Annotated in this window: 19 protein-coding genes and 2 pseudogenes; 18 read left to right on the top strand and 3 right to left on the bottom strand. The window is 70.5% G+C overall.

Annotated features, from left to right (window positions below):
• Positions 1–209: LacI family DNA-binding transcriptional regulator (locus G3I40_RS34755; RefSeq protein ID WP_164558829.1), on the bottom strand; the 209-nt coding region annotated here is incomplete at its 3' end.
• 121 nt (positions 210–330) lie between these two features.
• Here G3I40_RS34755 and G3I40_RS34750 point away from each other — a divergent pair.
• The 12 genes from G3I40_RS34750 to G3I40_RS34695 all read left to right on the top strand — a co-directional run bounded on the left by G3I40_RS34750 (position 331) and on the right by G3I40_RS34695 (position 12575).
• Positions 331–1590, top strand: a complete 1260-nt coding sequence (locus G3I40_RS34750) for an MFS transporter (protein ID WP_164558828.1) — start codon at positions 331–333, stop codon at positions 1588–1590.
• 9 nt (positions 1591–1599) lie between these two features.
• Entirely contained in the window at positions 1600–2961 is a 1362-nt protein-coding gene (pafA, locus tag G3I40_RS34745) for a Pup--protein ligase (RefSeq protein ID WP_164558827.1), read from the top strand.
• A 129-nt stretch (positions 2962–3090) separates the two neighbouring features.
• Positions 3091–4113: an FKBP-type peptidyl-prolyl cis-trans isomerase gene (locus G3I40_RS34740; RefSeq protein ID WP_164558826.1), complete on the top strand. Its 1023-nt coding sequence runs from the start codon at positions 3091–3093 to the stop codon at positions 4111–4113.
• Between the two features lie 61 nt (positions 4114–4174).
• A complete protein-coding gene (locus G3I40_RS34735) occupies positions 4175–4549 on the top strand; it encodes an FKBP-type peptidyl-prolyl cis-trans isomerase (RefSeq protein WP_164558825.1) in 375 nt (124 codons plus the stop codon).
• Between the two features lie 185 nt (positions 4550–4734).
• Complete coding sequence (locus tag G3I40_RS34730; RefSeq protein ID WP_164558824.1) at positions 4735–5688, top strand: WYL domain-containing protein; 954 nt, start codon at positions 4735–4737, stop codon at positions 5686–5688.
• Between the two features lie 16 nt (positions 5689–5704).
• Positions 5705–6661 (top strand): WYL domain-containing protein, encoded by a 957-nt coding sequence (locus G3I40_RS34725; protein ID WP_164558823.1) that lies wholly within the window; start codon positions 5705–5707, stop codon positions 6659–6661.
• A gap of 98 nt (positions 6662–6759) precedes the next feature.
• Positions 6760–7005, top strand: a complete 246-nt coding sequence (locus tag G3I40_RS34720) for a hypothetical protein (protein ID WP_164558831.1) — start codon at positions 6760–6762, stop codon at positions 7003–7005.
• 9 nt (positions 7006–7014) lie between these two features.
• On the top strand, positions 7015–7212 hold the full coding sequence (locus G3I40_RS34715) for a hypothetical protein (protein WP_164558822.1): 198 nt from the start codon (positions 7015–7017) through the stop codon (positions 7210–7212).
• A 259-nt stretch (positions 7213–7471) separates the two neighbouring features.
• A complete protein-coding gene (tatA, locus tag G3I40_RS34710; RefSeq protein ID WP_164558821.1) occupies positions 7472–7762 on the top strand; it encodes a Sec-independent protein translocase subunit TatA in 291 nt (96 codons plus the stop codon).
• A 62-nt stretch (positions 7763–7824) separates the two neighbouring features.
• Positions 7825–8775, top strand: coding sequence for a twin-arginine translocase subunit TatC (tatC, locus tag G3I40_RS34705; RefSeq protein WP_203645314.1), 951 nt, complete (start codon positions 7825–7827; stop codon positions 8773–8775).
• Between the two features lie 43 nt (positions 8776–8818).
• Positions 8819–9721 carry a diacylglycerol kinase gene (locus G3I40_RS34700; protein ID WP_164558820.1) on the top strand — a complete coding sequence of 301 codons (903 nt, stop codon included), beginning with the start codon at positions 8819–8821 and terminating at the stop codon, positions 9719–9721.
• 43 nt (positions 9722–9764) lie between these two features.
• Entirely contained in the window at positions 9765–12575 is a 2811-nt protein-coding gene (locus tag G3I40_RS34695) for a DEAD/DEAH box helicase (RefSeq protein ID WP_164558819.1), read from the top strand.
• A gap of 47 nt (positions 12576–12622) precedes the next feature.
• Here G3I40_RS34695 and G3I40_RS34690 read toward each other — a convergent pair whose 3' ends face one another.
• Together G3I40_RS34690 and G3I40_RS48005 are read right to left on the bottom strand one after the other, a co-directional pair.
• A complete protein-coding gene (locus tag G3I40_RS34690) occupies positions 12623–13723 on the bottom strand; it encodes an LLM class flavin-dependent oxidoreductase (protein ID WP_164558818.1) in 1101 nt (366 codons plus the stop codon).
• Positions 13724–14092: 369 nt separating this feature from the next.
• Positions 14093–14559: pseudogene (locus G3I40_RS48005) on the bottom strand (urea carboxylase); the annotation flags it as partial.
• Here G3I40_RS48005 and G3I40_RS47605 point away from each other — a divergent pair.
• The 6 genes and pseudogenes from G3I40_RS47605 to G3I40_RS34660 form a co-directional block, all read left to right on the top strand.
• Positions 14547–14737: pseudogene (locus tag G3I40_RS47605) on the top strand (TetR/AcrR family transcriptional regulator); the annotation flags it as partial. The pseudogenes G3I40_RS48005 and G3I40_RS47605 sit on opposite strands and share 13 nt — an antisense overlap.
• Before the next feature lie 335 nt (positions 14738–15072).
• Positions 15073–16698, top strand: coding sequence for a sensor histidine kinase (locus tag G3I40_RS34680; protein ID WP_164558817.1), 1626 nt, complete (start codon positions 15073–15075; stop codon positions 16696–16698).
• Positions 16695–17102, top strand: a complete 408-nt coding sequence (locus tag G3I40_RS34675) for a roadblock/LC7 domain-containing protein (RefSeq protein WP_164558816.1) — start codon at positions 16695–16697, stop codon at positions 17100–17102. The genes G3I40_RS34680 and G3I40_RS34675 overlap by 4 nt, the downstream gene beginning before the upstream one ends.
• Entirely contained in the window at positions 17099–17506 is a 408-nt protein-coding gene (locus G3I40_RS34670; protein ID WP_164558815.1) for a DUF742 domain-containing protein, read from the top strand. Before G3I40_RS34675 ends, G3I40_RS34670 begins: the two co-directional genes overlap by 4 nt.
• Positions 17487–18128: an ATP/GTP-binding protein gene (locus tag G3I40_RS34665; RefSeq protein ID WP_164558814.1), complete on the top strand. Its 642-nt coding sequence runs from the start codon at positions 17487–17489 to the stop codon at positions 18126–18128. The genes G3I40_RS34670 and G3I40_RS34665 overlap by 20 nt, the downstream gene beginning before the upstream one ends.
• 169 nt (positions 18129–18297) lie before the next feature.
• On the top strand, positions 18298–19584 hold a 1287-nt coding region (locus G3I40_RS34660; protein WP_239092121.1), incomplete at its 3' end, for a cytochrome P450.

The following is a 19584-nucleotide window of genomic DNA, read 5'->3' as shown; positions in this document are numbered from 1 at the left end:
CCCAGGCGCAGATTGCGGGCCGCGAGGTTGGGGCGGTACCCCAGCTCCCGCGCGGCCGTGCGAACGCGCTCGGCGGTGGCCACGGCGACCCGGCCGCGCCATTTGTCGCCCATGACGAGGGAGACGGCGGCCTGCGAGACGCCCGCGGCGCGGGCCACGTCCCGGCTGGTGGGGCGGCTGGTCGCCGTCCCGTCCGTACCGCTCGTCACTGCTGCCTCCGTGTGTCTCGTCCCGGGGTGGTCGACGTTATCGGGTGGCTCCGGATGCCGGGCACGTGGTACGTATAACGCGTCGACGTTATACGTAAAACTTCCAGAGTGAGGCGGGGCGATGGCCGCGGGGTATGCGGAGATCCTCAGGGCGCGGCACGCGATGCGGCTGCTCACGGGGACGCTGGTGGGCAGGCTGCCCAACGCCACGGCGGCGATCGCCATCGTGCTGTTCATCCGCGACGAGGGCGGCACGTACAGCCTGGCGGGCGCGCTCGCCGCGGTCTACGGGGTGGCGAACGCGATCGGCCAGCCGGTGCTGGGGCGCCTCGTCGACTTGCGCGGGCAGCCGAAGGTGCAGTTGCCCGCCGCCGTCCTGTCGGCGCTCGCGATGACCCTCTTCGCCTTCGTCGGCACCGGCTCGCTCGCCGCGGCGTACGGGGCCGTGGCCGCGGCCGGACTCTTCACGCCGCCGCTGGAGGGCGGCCTGCGGGCGCTGTGGCCGAGCGTGCTGCCCCGTGAGGAACAGGTGCACACGGCGTACGCGATGGACGCCATCGCCCAGGAAGTCATGTTCACCGTCGGCCCGTTGCTGGTGACCGTGTGCGTGTCGCTCTGGTCGGCACAGGCCGCGCTGGTCGTCCTGAACGTCATCGGGGTGCTGGGCGCCCTCTCCGTCGTGCTGTCGCGCCCCTCCCGCGCATGGCGCTCGGCCCCGCGCGAGGCGCACTGGCTGGGCGCGCTGCGCTCACCGGGCCTGCTGGCGCTGCTCGCCACCTTCCTGTTCATCGGTCTCGCGCTCGGCTCGATCACCGTCGACGGGGTCTCGTACGCGGACGACAACGGCGGCGACGCCGTGTACGGCTGGATGATGGCCGCCCTCGGACTCGGCGCCCTCGTGGGCGGCACGGTGTACGGCGCCCGGCAGTGGAGCGGCGCCCCCGAGACGCGGCTTCGGTGGCTGGTGGCCCTGCTGGCCCTGTTCTACGCGCCGTTGATGCTGATGCCGGGACCGGTCGCGATGGTGGCGCTCACCGCGGTCGCCGGGGTGTTCCTCGCGCCGTGCATCGCCTGCGCGTTCCTCGTCGTGGACCGGCACGCGCCGCAGGGCACCGTGACGGAGGCGTTCTCCTGGCTCGTGACGACGTTCACGGTCGGGGCGAGCGTCGGAACGGCCGTCGCGGGACCGGTCGTCGAGTGGGGCGGCACCCGGTCGGGATTCGTCGTGCCGGCGGTCACCGGAACCGCCGCCCTGCTGGTGCTGCTGGCCACGGGCAAGGTTCTCGCGGCACCGCGCAAGTCCGGGCGTGTCGCGGTCTCATCGGAAAATGATCCAAACCGTGCTGTCGAACCCCGTTTCAGCTCGGGGGATCGGGCGTAATGTTCAGTCATGGACCGCCGCATTTTCGGGCTGGAGAACGAGTACGGCGTCACATGCACGTTCAGGGGACAGCGACGCCTGTCTCCTGACGAGGTGGCGCGGTACCTCTTCCGCCGTGTCGTGTCATGGGGCCGCAGCAGCAATGTCTTTCTGCGGAACGGTGCCCGCCTCTATCTTGACGTGGGATCGCATCCGGAATACGCAACACCGGAATGCGACAACGTGACCGAGTTGGTCACCCACGACAAAGCGGGCGAGCGCATTCTGGAAGGCCTGCTCGTCGACGCCGAACGCCGCCTGCACGAGGAGGGCATCGCAGGCGACGTATATCTGTTCAAGAACAACACCGACTCGGCGGGAAACTCGTACGGCTGTCACGAGAATTACCTCGTGGCGCGGCACGGGGAGTTCTCGCGTCTCGCGGACATCCTCATCCCCTTCCTGGTCACGCGTCAGTTGCTGTGCGGCGCGGGCAAGGTGCTGCAGACTCCGCGCGGCGCCGTGTACTGCGTGAGCCAGCGCGCCGAGCACATCTGGGAGGGCGTCAGTTCCGCGACGACGCGTTCCCGGCCGATCATCAACACCCGCGACGAGCCGCACGCGGACGCCGAGCGCTACCGCCGCCTGCACGTCATCGTCGGCGACTCGAACATGTCCGAGACGACCATGCTCCTCAAGGTCGGCGCCACCGACCTGGTGCTGCGCATGATCGAGGCGGGCACGGTGATGCGCGACCTGACCCTGGAGAACCCGATCCGGGCGATCCGCGAGGTCAGCCACGACATCACCGGCCGGCGCAAGGTGCGTCTGGCCTCCGGCCGCGAGGCCTCGGCACTCGAGGTGCAGCGCGAGTACTACGAGAAGGCCGTCGACTTCGTGGAGCGCCGGGGCATCCGCACCGGCACCGTCGACCAGGTCCTTGAGCTGTGGGGCCGCACGCTCGACGCCATCGAGGCAGAGGACCTCGACCGCATCGGCACCGAGATCGACTGGGTCATGAAGTACAAGCTCATCGAGCGCTACCGGGCCAAGCACAACATGACGATGTCGCACCCGAGGGTCGCGCAGATAGACCTCGCCTACCACGACATCCACCGCCGCCGGGGCCTCTACTACCTCCTGGAGAAGAAGGGCCAGGCCGCCCGGATCTGCAACGATCTGAAGATCTTCGAGGGCAAGTCCGTGCCGCCGCAGACCACGCGTGCGCGACTGCGCGGTGACTTCATCCGCAGGGCCCAGGAACAGCGCCGTGACTTCACGGTCGACTGGGTCCACCTGAAGCTGAACGACCAGGCGCAGCGCACGGTGCTCTGCAAGGACCCGTTCCGCAGCGTGGACGACCGGGTGGAGAAACTGATCGCCGGCATGTAGGACCGGTGTCGACCCGTCCCGCCCAGGGCCCTGTACGAATCATTCGTACGGGGCCCTTCGGCTGTCCTTGGAAAAGCTGGGCAAGGGCCTAGAGTGGCCGGACCGTACTCGAGCGACTTGAGGATCACTGTGCGACGCCGACTTGCAGCTCTACTGATCGTGCCGGCACTGGCGCTGACCGCGACGGCCTGCGGCAGCGACGACGGCAAGAAGGATTCGGCGGACAAGGCGGATTCCTCGTCGTCCGCGTCGCCGAAGGCAGCCGAGGTGCCCAAGTCGGTCGACACCGCCAACCCGATGCCCAAGGTCACCGGCGACGCCGGCAAGCAGGCGTCGATCACGGTGCCCAAGGGCGACCCCAGCGGCAAGTTCGTCGTGCACACGCTGTCCGAGGGCAACGGCGCCGAGGTGAAGAAGAACGACCTGGTGTCGATGAACTTCACCGGCAAGGTCTGGAAGGGCGGCAAGGACCTCGGCACCACGTACGGGCAGAAGGGCGGCGGTGACCAGCTGGTCACCGCGGGCGCGCAGGGGCAGCTCCCGGCGTTCTCGCAGGCCGTGCTCGGGCAGAAGGAGGGCAGCCGCGTCCTCGTCGTGGCGCCGCCCGCCGCGGGCTTCGGCAGCCAGGGCAACCCGCAGGTCGGCATCACCGGCACGGACACGCTCGTCTTCGCGCTCGACATCGGCAAGGTCGTCCCGAAGAAGGCCGAGGGCACCCAGGCCGCGATCCCGTCGAACCTGCCGCAGATCAAGGCCGACAAGGAAGAGCCGGCCACGATCTCCGTCCCGAAGAACGACCCGCCGAAGAAGCTCGTCGACCAGGTCCTGATCCAGGGCAAGGGTGCCGAGGTCAAGAGCGGTCAGACGGTGACCATGCAGTACAGCGGCGCCGCGTGGAAGCCGAACGAGGGCAAGGCGAAGGCCACGCTGTTCGACTCCTCCTGGAAGACGGGCCAGCCCTTCACGACGGCCATCGGCCAGGGCCAGGTCATCAAGGGCTGGGACACCGGCATCGTGGGCAAGCACGTCGGTGACCGGGTGCTCCTGGTGGTCCCGGCCGACCAGGGCTACGGCAAGGAAGCCAAGGACCCGAAGACGCTGCCGGCCAACTCGACGCTCGTCTTCGTGGTCGACATCCTCGCCGCGCACTGACCGTCGGGGAAATGGCAGACTGTCCCGGTTGCCCCACCGTCAACAAGCAGGAGCACTTCACGTGAGCATCGACAAGCCCGAGATCGACTTCCCCGACGGCCCGGCCCCGACGGACCTGGAGATCGTGGAAATCTGGGAGGGCGACGGCCCCGAGGCGAAGGCCGGTGACTACGTCAAGGTCCACTACGTGGGTGTGGCCTTCTCCACCGGCGAGGAGTTCGACGCCTCCTGGAACCGCGGCAACCCGCTGGAGTTTCAGCTCGGTGCCGGCCAGGTCATCCAGGGCTGGGACAAGGGCGTGCAGGGCATGAAGGTCGGCGGCCGTCGCAAGCTGACCATCCCCGCGCACCTCGCGTACGGCGAGCGCGGCGCCGGCGGCGGCGTGATCGCCCCCGGCGAGACGCTGATCTTCGTGTGCGACCTGGTCTCCGTCTGAGTCCGGTCACACCGTGACCGCAAGCGGTCACCCCTGGGCCCATGCCTTTCGGCATGGGCCCTTTTGGTTCCCGCCGCCGCCGTCCACCGCATCCTTGCGGGATGCGCCCGCGGCCCTCGGCTTTTGCCGGTGCACCGCTGAGCGGTACGGTCATCCGTCGGGAGCAACAAGGGGAAAGGGCGTAGATGGCGATTGCCAAGGCCGAGCGGCTGATGAATCTGGCGCTGTGTCTGCTCGGGACGCGGCGTCCGCTCAGCAAGCGCGAGCTGCGGGGGTCCATCGAGGCCTACCTGGAAGCGGGCAGCGACGACTCCTTCAACCGGATGTTCGAGCGCGACAAGGACGACCTGCGTGAGCTCGGCCTGGTCATCGAGACCGTGGAGAACCTCGACGGTGAGGTCGGCTACCTCGCCCGCCGCGACAGCAACCGGCTGCCGCCCGTCACGCTCGACGGCGAGGAGGCCGCGGCCCTCGGACTCGCCGCGAAGGTGTGGCAGCAGGCCCGCCTCGCCGGTGCCGCCAGCGGCGCCCTGCAGAAGCTGCGCGCCGCCGGCATGCCCGAGGACGTGGACCCGTACGAGAGCCACGGCGCGCTCGAACCCCGGATCCCCGCGCACGAGGCGGCCTTCGAGCCGCTGATGCTGGCCTGCCGCGACCGTCGCCCCGTCGTCTTCGAGTACCGCAAGGCGACCGCCGCCCGGCCCGGGACCCGGCACGTCGAGCCGTGGGCCCTGGAGTGCTGGCGCGGTCACTGGTACCTCGCCGGCTGGGACCGCGACCGGCAGGCCGAGCGGGTCTTCCGGCTGTCCCGGATCACCGGCAAGGTGCGCTCGCGCGCCGCGCGGTTCCAGGCCCCGGTGCCGGACGTGGTGACCGTGCGCGAGACCGTCGCGAGCTGGGCGGGGGAGAGCGCCACGCGCTCCGCCCTGATCCGGCTGCGCACCGGCGCCGGCTACCCGCTGCGCGCCAAGGCGGCCTCCGTACGGGAACTGGGCGACGGCTGGGACGAGTTGGAGATTCCGTACGGGCACGGGCTCGACGCCTGGCTCGTGGAGTTCGGCCCGGACGTGGTCGTGCTGGAGCCCGCGGAGCTGCGGGCGGACGTCGTGGACCGGCTGCGCGCCGTGGCCAAGGGCTGAGGGGACACCGAAAGACATGGCCTCGAACGCCATCGACCAGACCCGGCGCATGCTGTCCCTGGTGACGTATCTGCGCGAGCGCCCCGGCGCGCGCGTCGAGGACGTCGCCCGCGCCTTCGGCATCACCGAGGACGAACTGATCTCCGACCTGGACGTGCTGCCGCTGTGCGGCACCAGCTTCCGGGGCGGCGACCTCCTCGACATCGACACCGACGGCGACCGCATCTGGTGGCACAACCCGGACGACGTCGCCGAGCCGCTGCGCATCGCCGCCGACGAGGCGACGGCGCTGCTGGTGGCCGCGCGTGCGGTGGCCACGCTGCCGGGGCTGCGCGAGAGCGACCGGCTCGCGCTGCTGCGCGCGACCGCGAAGCTGGAGGCGGCGGCCGGCGAGGTGGCGAGCGCGAGCGCTCGCCTGAACGTCACCTTCGAGTCCGAGGGCGGCGTCTTCGCGGACGTCGACCGGGCGATCTCGGAGCGGCGTCGGCTGTGGATCCGCTATTACTCGCCCGCGCGTGACGAGGTCACCGAGCGGGAGATCGACCCGATCCGGCTGGTCAGCGTCGGTCACACCTACGTAGAGGCGTGGTGCCGTCGCTCCGAGGCGCGGCGCACGTTCCGGCTCGACCGGGTCGCCGAGATCAAGGTCCTCGACGAGGCCGCGGCGCCGCCCCGGATCGAACTGCGCGATCTCTCCGAGGGACTTGTGCAGCCCGCGGCCGAGGACCCCGAGGTCGTCGTCGAGGTGGGGCCCGGCGGCCGCTGGGTCGCGGAGTACTACCCGCACGACAGCGCCGAGGAGTTGGCGGACGGTGGCCTGCGGATCACCCTGCGTACGCCGGACCCGTCCTCGCTGCGCCGGCTCGCCCTGCGTCTCGGCCGGGACGGGCACATCGTGTCCCCTGCCGAGCTCGCCACCAGTGCGCGGGACGCGGCGCGCGAGGCGCTGGCCGCGTACGACGGGGCGGCGTGAGGGAGTCGGGCCCGGCCGGGGGACGTACGGTGCGGACGGATGGAAGGTGTGAGGTGGTCGAAATGACTGGTGTGGCCGGTTTCACTGATATCGCCGGAATGTCCGCCACGGTCGAGGCGCCGGCGCCCGTCGTCTTCCGGGCCGGCTGCCCGGACTGCCGGGCCCGCTTCGAACTGGCCGCGACCGCCATCCGGTTGGCGATCGGCGCCAGCCGTCGCACGACCTTCTACTCCTTCACCTGCCCCGAGTGCGACGCCGCGGTGCGCAAGCCGGCCGGCGAGCGCATCGTCGAACTCCTCACCCGTGGCGGGGTGCGCACGCTCCGTCTCCACCAGACCGTCTAGGCTCGGCGCATGTTCTGGGCGATGCTGGCCGTGGCGATGGGGTTCGTGGGACTAGCCGTGCTCGCTGTCCTCGCGATCAAGGTTTTCGTGGAGGCCCAGCGCCTCGCGCGCCAAGTCGCCGACACCACACGGCAGATCAACGTCGCGGCCGAGGAGCTGGAGCGGGCCGCGGTGCACGTCGCGAGGGCGGGCGGCGACGTCGTCTGAATCCGTCCGGTGATTTCAGGGGCGGGATGGAAAGCGCTTTACCGCTGTGGCCTGTCGGACGCCCAGGTTCGGCGGGTACGCTCCTGTACGCGGCCTGGGAGTGAGGTGCGGGTCGCAACTGGGAGTACGCACAGGGATTGCCCCCTGTTCACCCCCACGGGATACGATCGCTGCCAGCACGGTGGTCGGACAACAGTCCGAAGTCCGATCGGTACCGGCAGTCCCGCCCCCTGCCGCCTCAGTGAGAAGGTAAACGGATATGTTCGGAAAGCTCGGCGCACCCGAGATCATCCTGATCCTCGTCGTGATCATCCTGCTGTTCGGCGCGAAGAAGCTTCCGGACATGGCGCGCTCGCTGGGTAAGTCCGCCCGCATCCTCAAGAGCGAGGCCAAGGCGATGAAGAGCGAGGGCAAGGACACGTCCGCCGCCCCCGCGGACCCGCCGCAGAGCGACGAGCAGCCCCCGGCCCAGCGCACCATCCAGGCCTCTCCCGGCGACGTGACCAGCTCGCGTCCGGTCACCGAGCCGACCAACACGACGAAGAGCTGATCAAGAGCTGATCCAAGGCCGCCTCTGCCACGGCGGCCTGCCGCACGAGATGAGGACGTGGGTTGCTCAAGTCTGCCCGCAAGCAGGAGAGGGATCCCGAGGGGCGGATGCCGCTCGCGGAGCACCTGCGTGAGCTGCGCAACCGGCTGGCTAAAGCCTTGCTGGCCATCGTCGCCGTCACGGTCGTCGCTGCCTTCTACTACAACGACATCATCAACTTGATCACCCGCCCGATCCTCGACTCGATCGGTTGCGGGCACAGCTTCTCGGAGCTGGCGAAGGTCAAGGACGCGCACTGCGCACAGATCACCGTCAACGGCCTGCTCACGCCCTTCACGCTGGCCCTGAAGGTGTCGCTGATGGCCGGTGTGGTGTTCGCGTCGCCGGTGTGGCTGTACCAACTGTGGGGCTTCATCGCCCCGGGACTGCACAAGCACGAGAAGAAGTACGCCTACGCCTTCGTAGGCACGGGCGTGCCGCTCTTCCTGTGCGGCGCCTACTTCGCGTACGCGGTGCTCCCCACCACGGCGAAGGTCCTCATAGGGTTCACCCCGGACAACACCTCCAACCTGCTGCCGCTGGACGACCTGCTCGACCTCGTCCTGCGCATGGTGCTGGTCTTCGGCCTCTCCTTCGAGCTGCCTCTGCTGCTGGTCTTCCTCAACCTCATCGGGGCCATCACCGGCAAGCGGATGCTCGGCTGGTGGCGCGGGATGATCATGGGCATCACGGTGTTCGCGGCGGTCGCCACGCCCAGCACCGACCCGCTGACCATGCTCATGCTGGCCGGGCCGATCTGGATCCTGTACTTCGCGGCGACCGGGTTCTCGCTGCTGAACGACCGTCGCAAGCGACGGATCGAAGCGGCCAAGCCGGACGACGACGAGGCCTCCGACCTCGATCTCACGCCCGAGGACATCGGCGAGGTGGAGACCGTGTCGGCCAGCCGCGCGCTGCCCGAGCAGTCGACCGGCGAGAGCGACCGGATCAACGGTTACGACGATGTGACCTGAGGTAACTCCTGTTCGCGACGGGTCACTTGTTAGGGTCCGGCGCGTGAGCAGCGAGATCACCCTCTTCGTCAATCCCACCGCGGGACGCGGCCGGGGCGCACGTGCTGCGCAGCCGGCCGCTTCCGCGTTGCGGGCCGCAGGATTCTCCGTACGCACCGTCATCGGGGAGGACGCGGCCGACGCGCTGGCACGCGTGCGTGAAGCAGTGGCCGAGGGGACCGGCGCCCTGGTGGCCGTCGGCGGGGACGGTCTGGTGAACCTCGCGCTGCAGGCCGTCGCCGGGACCCGCACCCCGCTCGGCGTGGTCGCGGTCGGCACGGGCAACGACTTCGCGCGGTCCCTGGGACTGCCGGTACGGGAGCCGGCCGCGGCGGGCGCGCTCGTCGCCGACGCGCTCAAGGGCGCGCGGACACGGGACATCGACCTCGGACGGATCGGCGACCACTGGTTCGGCACCGTCCTCGCCAGCGGCTTCGACTCCCGGGTCAACGACCGCGGCAACCGGATGCGGCTCCCGCTCGGCCGGTTCAAGTACGACCTGGCGATGGTGGCGGAGCTCGCCGCGTTCAAGCCGACCGCGTTCCGGCTGACGCTGGACGACGGCTCCGTGCGCGAGATCGCCGCCACGCTCGTGGCCGTCGGGAACGGCACCTCGTACGGCGGCGGCATGCGGATCTGCGCCGACGCCGACATGAGCGACGGCCTGTTCGACGTCACCGTGGTCGGGGACTGCTCCCGGGCGACGCTGCTGCGGGTCTTCCCGCGCGTCTACAAGGGCACGCACCTCACGCACCCCGTGGTCGGCGTGTACCGGGCGGCGCGGGTCGAACTGGTCGCCGAGGACATCACCGGGTACGCGGACGGGGAGCCGGTCGGGCCGTTGCCGCTGGTCGCGCAGTGCGTGCCGGGGGCGGTTCGGGTCCTTGCCGGAGGCCTTACCGGATAATGATCGTCCGATGTCAGTGACGGCCGGTAGGCTCGAAAGCACGATGACAGAGGACCTCTCACCGGCCGAGCGGTACGCGGCAGCACGAAAGCGAGCCGTCGAGCAGGCCACCGCGCTCGCGGACTTCCGCGAGATGTACGACTTCGGCCTCGACCCCTTCCAGATCGATGCGTGTCGGGCGCTCGAGGCGGGCAAGGGCGTCCTGGTGGCCGCACCCACCGGCTCCGGCAAGACGATCGTCGGCGAGTTCGCCGTCCACCTCGCCCTGCGCCAGGGCAAGAAGTGCTTCTACACGACACCCATCAAGGCGCTGTCCAACCAGAAGTACCAGGACCTCGCCAAGCGCTACGGCGCCGACAAGGTCGGCCTGCTGACCGGCGACAACAGTGTGAACAGCGAGGCGCCGGTGGTCGTGATGACCACCGAGGTGCTGCGGAACATGCTGTACGCGGGCTCGCAGTCGCTCATCAACCTCGGCTACGTGGTCATGGACGAGGTGCACTACCTCTCCGACCGCTTCCGGGGCGCCGTCTGGGAAGAGGTGATCATCCACCTCCAGGAGTCGGTGACGCTCGTCTCCCTGTCGGCGACCGTGTCGAACGCGGAGGAGTTCGGCGACTGGCTCGACACCGTGCGCGGTGACACCGAGGTGATCGTCTCCGAGCACCGGCCGGTCCCGCTGTTCCAGCACGTGCTCGCCGGGCGCCGGATGTACGACCTCTTCGAGGAGGGCGAGGGGCAGAAGAAGGCCGTCAACCCCGACCTCACGCGGATGGCACGCATGGAGGCGAGCCGTCCCTCGTACCAGGACCGGCGGCGCGGGCGGCACATGCGCGAGGCCGACCGGGAGCGGGAGCGCCGCCAGCGCTCCCGGATCTGGACACCCGGGCGCCCCGAGGTCATCGAGCGGCTCGACTCGGAAGGGCTGCTGCCCGCCATCACCTTCATCTTCAGCCGGGCCGCCTGCGAGGCCGCCGTGCAGCAGTGCCTGTTCGCGGGGCTGCGGCTGAACGACGAGGACGCGCGGGCCAGGGTCCGCGAGATCGTCGAGCAGCGGACCGCCTCGATCCCCGACGAGGACCTGCACGTCCTCGGCTACTACGAATGGCTCGAAGGGCTGGAGCGGGGGATCGCCGCCCACCACGCGGGCATGCTGCCGACCTTCAAGGAGGTCGTGGAGGAGCTGTTCGTGCGCGGGCTCGTCAAGGCGGTCTTCGCGACCGAGACCCTCGCGCTCGGCATCAACATGCCCGCCCGGTCCGTGGTGTTGGAGAAGCTCGTCAAGTGGAACGGCGAGCAGCACGCCGACATCACGCCCGGTGAGTACACCCAGCTGACGGGACGCGCGGGCCGCCGCGGCATCGATGTCGAGGGGCATGCCGTCGTGCTGTGGCAGCGCGGCTTCAGCCCCGAGCACCTGGCGGGCCTCGCGGGGACGCGTACGTACCCGCTCAAGTCCAGCTTCAAGCCGTCGTACAACATGGCGGTCAATCTGGTGGAGCAGTTCGGGCGGCACCGCTCCCGTGAACTCCTGGAGACCTCGTTCGCCCAGTTCCAGGCGGACAAGTCCGTCGTCGGGATCTCGCGGCAGGTCCAGAAGAACGAGGAGGGGCTGGAGGGCTACAAGGAGTCCATGACCTGCCACCTCGGGGACTTCGACGAGTACGCGCGACTGCGGCGCGACCTCAAGGACCGCGAGACCGAGCTGGCCAAGCAGGGTGCCGCACAGCGGCGCGTGCAGGCGGCGGCCGCGCTGGAGAAGCTGAAGCCCGGCGACGTCATCCACGTGCCGACCGGCAAGTTCGCGGGGCTCGCCCTGGTCCTCGACCCCGGTCTGCCGGCCGGACGGTCCAACGGGCATCGCGGGTTCGAGCAGCACGACGGGCCGAGGCCGTTGGTGCTGACCGCCGAGCGGCAGGTCAAGCGGCTGGCCTCGATCGACTTCCCGGTGCCCGTCGAGGCGCTGGAGCGGATGCGGATCCCGAAGTCGTTCAACCCGCGCTCGCCGCAGTCCCGGCGCGACCTGGCGTCGGCGCTGCGCACCAAGGCCGGGCACATCGTGCCCGACCGGCACAAGAAGGGCCGTGCGGCGGCCGCCGACGACCGGGAGATCTCCCGGCTGCGGGCCGAGCTGCGGGCCCACCCCTGCCACGGCTGCTCCGACCGCGAGGACCACGCCCGCTGGGCGGAGCGCTACCACCGGCTGCGGCGGGACACCGTGCAGCTGGAGCGGCGCATCGAGGGGCGCACGAACACCATCGCGCGGACCTTCGACCGCATCGTGAAGCTGCTGACCGAGATGGACTACCTGCGCGGCGACGAGGTCACCGAGCACGGCAAGCGGCTCGCGCGGCTGTACGGCGAGCTGGACCTGCTGGCGAGCGAGTGCCTGCGGGACCGGATCTGGGAAGGCCTGAGCCCGGCCGAACTCGCGGCGTGCGTCTCGGCGCTGGTGTTCGAGGCGCGGCAGTCGGACGACGCGCTCGCGCCGAAGGTGCCCTCGGGCAAGGCGAAGGCCGCGCTCGGCGAGATGGTGCGGATCTGGGGCCGGCTCGACGCCCTGGAGGAGGATTTCCGGATCAACCAGGCCGAGGGCGTCGGCCAGCGCGAACCCGATCTGGGGTTCGCGTGGGCCGCGTACGAGTGGGCCTCCGGCAAGGGTCTCGACGAGGTGCTGCGCGAGGCGGACATGCCGGCCGGCGACTTCGTCCGCTGGTGCAAGCAGGTCATCGACGTACTGGGGCAGATCGCGGCGGCCGCTCCGCGCGACGAGTCGTCGACGGTGGCGCGCAATGCGCGCAAGGCCGTGGACGGGTTGTTGCGGGGCGTGGTGGCGTACTCGTCCGTGGGGTAGGTGCCGGCCCGGCAGGGGCCCGGAGGGATCCGGGCCCCTGGTGAGGCTTACGCCGCCGTGCGGGAGGCGTCCCGCTTCGCGACTTCCTCGCGGACGATCGGGATGACGTGGCGGCCGAAGTCGATCGCGTCGTCGAGCAGGTCGTAGCCGCGGGCCGAGAGGATGTCCACGCCCAGGTCGTAGTAGTCCAGGAGGGCTTGGGCCACCGTCTCCGGGGTGCCGACCAGGGCCGTCGAATTGCCGGCGCCGCCGGTCTCCGTCGCCGTCGGGGTCCACAGCGCGCGGTCGTGCCGTTCGCCCTCGGCCGCGGCGGCGAGAAGGCGCTGGGAGCCCGCGTTCTCCGGGTTCGTGAGCGGGTGTCGGCGGGAGAGCGGGGCGCCCGCCTTGCGGGCCCTGATGCGCCCCAGCGTCTCGTGGGCCTTCTCCCAGGCCAGCTCTTCCGTCGGCGCGATGATCGGACGGAACGCGACCTGGATGCGGGGCACGTCCGCGCGGCCCGCCGCCTTCGCCGCCGCCTTGACCGACGCGATCTGCTCGGCGGTCTGCGCCAAGGGCTCGCCCCACAGGCAGTAGATGTCCGCCTCCGCGCCGCCCGCCGCGTACGCCGCCGGGGACGAACCGCCGAACGAGACCAGCGGGTGCGGCTGTTGGACCGGGAAGGTGTCGCTGACGAAGTCCCGGAAGCGGTAGTGCTCGCCCTCGTGGTCGAACGGGTCGTGGGACGTCCAGGCCTTCTTGATGATCTGGATGGCCTCGCGGGTGCGGGCGTAGCGCTCGTCCTTCGTGAGGAAATCGCCCTCGCGCTGCTGCTCGTGGTCGTTGCCGCCGGTGATGAAGTGGACCGCGAGGCGGCCGTCGCTGATGCGGTCGAGCGTGGCGAAGGTCTTGGCCGCGAACGTGGGGTACGAGACGTTCGGGCGGTGCGCCACGAGGATCTGGATCTTCTCGGTGTGCGCCGCGATGAAGGCGGCCGCCGGGGACGGGTCGGGGGATCCTGAGCCGTACGCGAACAGGATGCGGTCCCAGCCGTACTCCTCGTGCGCGCGGGCGAGGCGGAGCGTGTAGTCCTTGTCGAAGGAGGGGCCCGAGCGGGCCGTCACTTCGGAGGCTTCGTTGGTCGCGGCTATGCCGAGGAACTCTACGGGCATGGTGAGGCGCCTCTTCTTCAGCTGTCGGGTGCTGGTGCGGATGGGGTGCGTGGGCCTGGGGTCAGGCGCAACACGCCGCCGACCACACGCGACCGAAGTCGATGTGGTCGCGGGTTACCAGCCGCAGCTGAGGGCGCATCTGCTCAGTGGAACAGGCCGGTGCCTGAATCGTCAACCACGGTTTTGCGACGCCAAGTAGGCGCGCCAGCCACCGTGATGGGTGATGTCGGGGGCTTCGGTGAGCGCCGCCGGTTCGCAGAGGAAGCCGGGCACCTCTGTGCCGTCGGCGAGCGTGATGCGGCCCAGCGTCATGGGGCGGGGCAGCTCGGCCAGGAGCCGGCCCAGCCCCGTCACCGGGTGCGAGGGGCGGACCGGTTCGCCGTCGACCGTCACCGTGGCCGGGGCGCCCGTCACGCACACCGTCGTGGGGTGCGGGAACGTCAACTCCGGGCCCTGCACGGTGCATTCGAGGCCCGGAGCGCTCTCTTCGTTGCCGAGGCAGATGTTGCCCAGCCGGAACGAGCGATCGTCCATCGGGCCGCACGGGGCACCCCGACCTGCCAGTGGCCGGTTCGGCCCGGCCAGTCCTGCACCGTGGTGAGCGTGCCGGCGGAGACGACCTCGATGCGGGGCGTCGGGTCGGACACGTGGGCGAGCGTCCCGGTCGTGTGGCCGGCCTCGGCGAAGGAGGGGGCGGCGTGCGCCGCGCGGACCAGGCCCAGGTTCGTCTCGATGCCGTCCACGCGCGTGTCGGCGAGTGCCTCGTCCAGCCGCGCCAGGGCCGTCGGCCGGTCGGCGCCGTGCGTGATCACCTTCGCCGGCATCGGGTCGGCGGTTGCTCGCCGCCACGGCCGTCGGCGGCACCTTGCCCGAGGGGGACTCGCCCTGCGGGCGGACCTGGTGTTCGGGCTCATCGAGGGCGTCGTCCTGGTCCACCGCTCGGACCCCGAACTCTCCGTGGCGGTCTTCGGCGCGGCCACGGCCGACGCGGCGCTGCGCATCGCGGGCGCCTGACCTCCGCCTGACCAGTGCCCGGCCCTCGCTCGCCGGCCTCAAGAACCCGTACGCGTACGGAAGTCCGGACACCCGGACGCCCTCACTCCATGTGTGCGAATCGGAGCTGAGCGTGCAAATGGGAGCGAGTGTATTCCTGTCGCAGGGGTCATTTCAGGGCCTTGCTGAATATGACTCGGCGATGATCCGGTCGGACTAAGCTCGCCCGCAGCGCACCGAGTTGAGATGTATTCGGGCGTTTGTTCACCCGTGCGTCGATGGTTCGCATTGCTCCCCGGAACGAAGCGTGGCGAACCCTTGCAAATTTCCCCGACCCGACCGTTCAGAGGGCATACATGGTGAGTGTTCAATCGCCTCCCGGTGGCCGAGAAGTCCCCTACACACGCGTGCTGTTGCTGCCCGCCATGGTCATGGCCGCCGCCACCGGAGCGGCCGTAGCCCTGGTCCGGGAACCCGCACGCCTCGCCGTCGCCCTGTGCGGCGCGCTCGGCATGCTCCTGGTGCTCGCCGTCGCGGCCGAAGCCGTCCGGCGCGGTCGCGTCACCCGCGTGCTGCGCACCCAGTACGCCCAGCACGTCGCCGAGCTGGAAGGCCGCATCGCAGACCAGGAACAGCGCACGATGCGCGTCGCCAAGGACGTGCTGCCGCACGCCCTGTACCGGATGCGCACCGGCGACAACCCCAAGGACGCCGTCCGCAACACCTGCGACTCCGACCCGGTCTTCCGCGAGACGACCCCGGGCGAGCGCGAACTCGTACGCCTGGCCCTCAAGGAGATCGACCGCGAGGACGCCATGCGAGACGCCGCGCAGCGCGCCTTCGTCTCCATCGCCCGCCGCGTCCAGGCCATCGTGCACAAGCAGGCCCAGGAACTGCGCGAGATGGAGGAGGACCACGGCCGCAACCCCGAGGTCTTCGACGACCTCCTGCGCATCGACCACGGCACCGCGCTGATCGGCCGCCTCACCGACTCCGTCACCGTCCTCGGCGGCGCCCGGCCCGGACGCCAGTGGCCCCAGCCGGTCCGCCTCTACAGCGTGCTGCGCGGCGCCATGTCCCGCATCCTCGAATACCCGCGCATCGACCTGCACGCCATCTGCGACGTCGCCATCAAGGGCATCTCCGTCGAGCCCCTCATCCACGCCTGCGCGGAACTGCTCGACAACGCCACCCGCTACTCCCCGCCGCAGACCCGGGTGCACGTCACCGCGGTCGAGGTGCAGACCGGCATCGCCATCGAGATCGAGGACGGCGGCGTCAGCCTCGGCGAGGAGGCCCGCCTCAAGGCCGAGCGGATGCTCGACCGGGCCAAGGCCGGCGTCGACCTCAACGACCTCGGGGAGAACCCCCGCCTCGGCCTCGCGATCGTCGGCCGGCTCTGCGCCATGTACGACATGCAGATCTCGCTGCGCCAGTCCGCGTACGGCGGCGTGCGCGCGGTGCTCGTCGTCCCGCGCGACATGATGAGCGACCAGCCCGCGCCCGGACTCGCCCACGGCATCGGGGCCACCGCCGTGCCGCGCGTCGACCACAACGGCGTACCGATCAAGGAAGAGCCGCGGCTGAAGAAGACGCGCCGTCCCACCACGGGTCCGCGCCCCTCGGCCCCGCTCGTGGCCGCGATGGAGGACGACGTACCCGTGGTCACGGAATGGCGGGCCAACGGGCTTCCGCAGCGACGGCGGAAGTTCGACACGAAGGTCATCGAGGACCAGATCATCGTGACGCCGCGCAACCCGGACCTGACGCTGCCGCCGCCCGGGCCGGACTCCGCCGGGAGCGTCCCCGCGCCCGCCGTCGAGCCCGAGCACGACAAGCCGGCCCAGCCCGAACCCGGCCTGTGGGTCGAGGCGTTCATGAACGGCCTCAAGCCGGACGGCTCCCAGGAGAGCGGCGACGGCGCCGACAAGCCGCACGACGACGCGTACAACCAGCAGGTCGACGAGGGAGACCGCCAGTGATCCAGCAACGCGCCAATTTCGACTGGATGCTCAAGGAGCTCGCCGACGGCGTGCCCAATGTGCGCCAGGTCGTGGTGCTCTCCTCGGACGGACTGCGCATCGCGCGGTACGGCGGCGACCCCGATGCCGCCGACCGGATCGCCGCGGCCTGCGCCGGTCTGCAGTCCCTCGCCTCCGCCGTCGCCTCCGAGATCCCGGAGAGCAGCGGCAAGATGAACATGGTCATCATCGAGGTCGACGGCGGCTTCTTCTACCTGATGGCGGCGGGCAAGGGCGCGTACCTCGCCGTCCTCGCCGACCCGTACGTCGACGCGGGCCTCGTCAGCCACCAGATGCGCGACTTGGTCATCCGGATCGGCGCCCACCTGACCAGCCCGCCCCGACGCAACGGGCAGACCGTATGACTCCTCGCCCCCTCGACCCGCCGTACCGGGAACCGGAACCACCCCCGCAGCGCGAGCGGCGCACCACCCGGGATCCCAAGGATCCCGAGCGGCTCTACGTCATCACGGGCGGCACCGACGGCGCCGAGCGCGCGCCCCTCGATCTGGTCACCCTGATCGTGGCGCGCGCCGATCCACCGGTCTCGGCGCCGCCCGAACAGAGCGCGGTGCTGCGCATGTGCCGTACCCCGCTGTCCACGGCCGAGATCTCGGCCTACCTCAGCCTGCCGTTCAGCGTGGTCACCGTGCTGCTCGGCGAACTCCTCGCGGCCGAACTGGTCCAGGCGCGCGCACCGGTGATCCGGGGCGCGGTCGCCGATCGTTCCCTCCTCGAAGCGGTGATGCATGGACTACAGAAGCTCTGACGCCACCGAGGCCGCCCCCGGCAGCGTGTACATCCCCGGCCCGCGGGCCGAGGACCGGATGCCCGAGACGGTCACCTCCGCGGTGAAGATCGTCATCGTCGGCGGTTTCGGCGTCGGCAAGACGACGATGGTCGGCTCCGTCAGCGAGATCCGCCCGCTCACCACCGAGGAGACGATGACGCAGGCGGGCATCGGCGTCGACGACGACTACGGCTCGGAGACCAAGACCGCCACCACCGTGGCCATGGACTTCGGCCGCATCAGCATCACCGACGAGCTCGTGCTCTACCTCTTCGGGACGCCGGGCCAGGAGCGCTTCTGGTTCCTGTGGAACGGCCTGTTCGAGGGCGCGCTCGGCGCCGTCGTGCTCATCGACGCCCGCCGGCTCGAGGTCAGCTTCGACGTGATCGGACGCCTGGAGGAGCGCGGCGTGCCGTTCGTCATCGCCAACAACGCCTTCCCGGACGGCCCGAGTTACCCCACGGAGGAACTGCGCACCGCCCTCGACCTCGACGCGCACGTCCCGATCATCGAGTGCGACGCGCGCCGCCGGGCCTCCAGCCGGGACGTCCTCATGACCCTCATGCGCTACCTGCACGAGATGGCGCTGCACCGAGCCTGACGTCCAACGCCCGCCGTAATGCCCCCTGTTGTTCCCACCTACCGGAGCGATCACCGTGACGCCTCCCTCCCAGTCCTCCCCGTCACCCGCCGGATTCGACGCCTACGACTCCTCGGCGTCGGCCGTACCGCCGCCGGGCTGCCCCGCGCACGCCCTCGGCCCCGACGGGCTGCGCCGGCTCTACGGGCCCGAGGCCGAAGCCGACCTCCCGGCCGTCTACGAGAAGCTGCGTGCCGAACACGGCTCCGTCGCACCGGTGTTGATCCACGACGACGTCCGTGTCTGGGCGGTGCTCGGACACAGCGAGAACCTGCACATGGTGAGCGCCACCACCCAGTACAACCGTGACGCCCGCAACTGGACGGCCCTCAAGAACGGCACGGTCAAGCCGACCCACCCGCTCGCCCCGGTCTTCAGCTACCAGCCCATCACCTCCATGACCGAGGGCGCCGAGCACCGGAGGCTGCGCGGCGCGGTCAACGAGGCGTTGGAGATCGTCGACCACCGCAGCCTGCGCCGCTCCATCAACAAGGCCACCCAGGAGATCATCAACCGGTTCTCCGAGCGCGGCGAGTGCGAGGTCGTCAGCGAGTTCGCCGAGCACCTGCCGATGATGGTGATGCTGGACATCCTCGGCGCCCCGGACGCCTACAGCGAACGCTTCGTGCAGGCGGCCCGCGACATGATCAAGGGCACCGAGACCGCGATCGCCAGCAACGAGTTCATCATGGGCGTCCTGATGGAGCTCACCGCGCGCCGCCGGGCCGCGCCCGAGGACGACCTCACCAGCCGCCTCATCGCCGCGCCCGCCGGCCTCACCGACGACGAGGTCGGCGGACACCTGCGGCTCATCCTCATCGCGGGGTACGAGGGCACGGCGAACCTCATCGCCAACGTCCTGCGCACCGTGCTCACCGACCCGCGCTTCCGGGCCCGGCTCAACGGCGGGCAGATGACCGTGCCCGAGGCGGTCGAGCAGTCCCTGTGGGACGAGCCGCCGTTCAGTGCCATGGTGGGCTACTTCGCGAAGGTGGACACGGAGCTCGGCGGGCAGCGGATCCGGGCCGGTGACGGGCTGATCTTCGGCATCCAGCCGGGCAACGCCGACCCCGTCGTGCGTCCCGAACCCGGCGCGCCCATGATGGGCAACCGCTCTCACCTCGCCTTCGGCGGCGGCCCGCACGAGTGCCCCGGCCAGGACCTCGGGCGTGCCATCGCGGAGATCGGGGTCGACGCGTTCCTGATGCGACTCCCGGACGCGGAACTCTCCGTGGACGAGGGTGAGTTGAGGTGGCGCTCGACGATCCTGTCGCAGCACCTGGTCGCCCTGCCCGTCTCGTTCACCCCGCGGCCGCACCAGGACGTCATCAGCAAGCCGAGCATGGTGCCGCCGCAGCGGCCGGACTGGCAGGTGTCCTCGCCGGCCCCCGAGCCCGCTCCCGCGGCAGCCCCGGCC

Source organism: Streptomyces sp. SID14478 (assembly GCF_010548525.1).
Lineage (GTDB): Bacteria > Actinomycetota > Actinomycetes > Streptomycetales > Streptomycetaceae > Streptomyces.
Note: the sequence above shows the minus strand (reverse complement) of the source record. Positions and strands in the feature narration are given on the sequence as shown.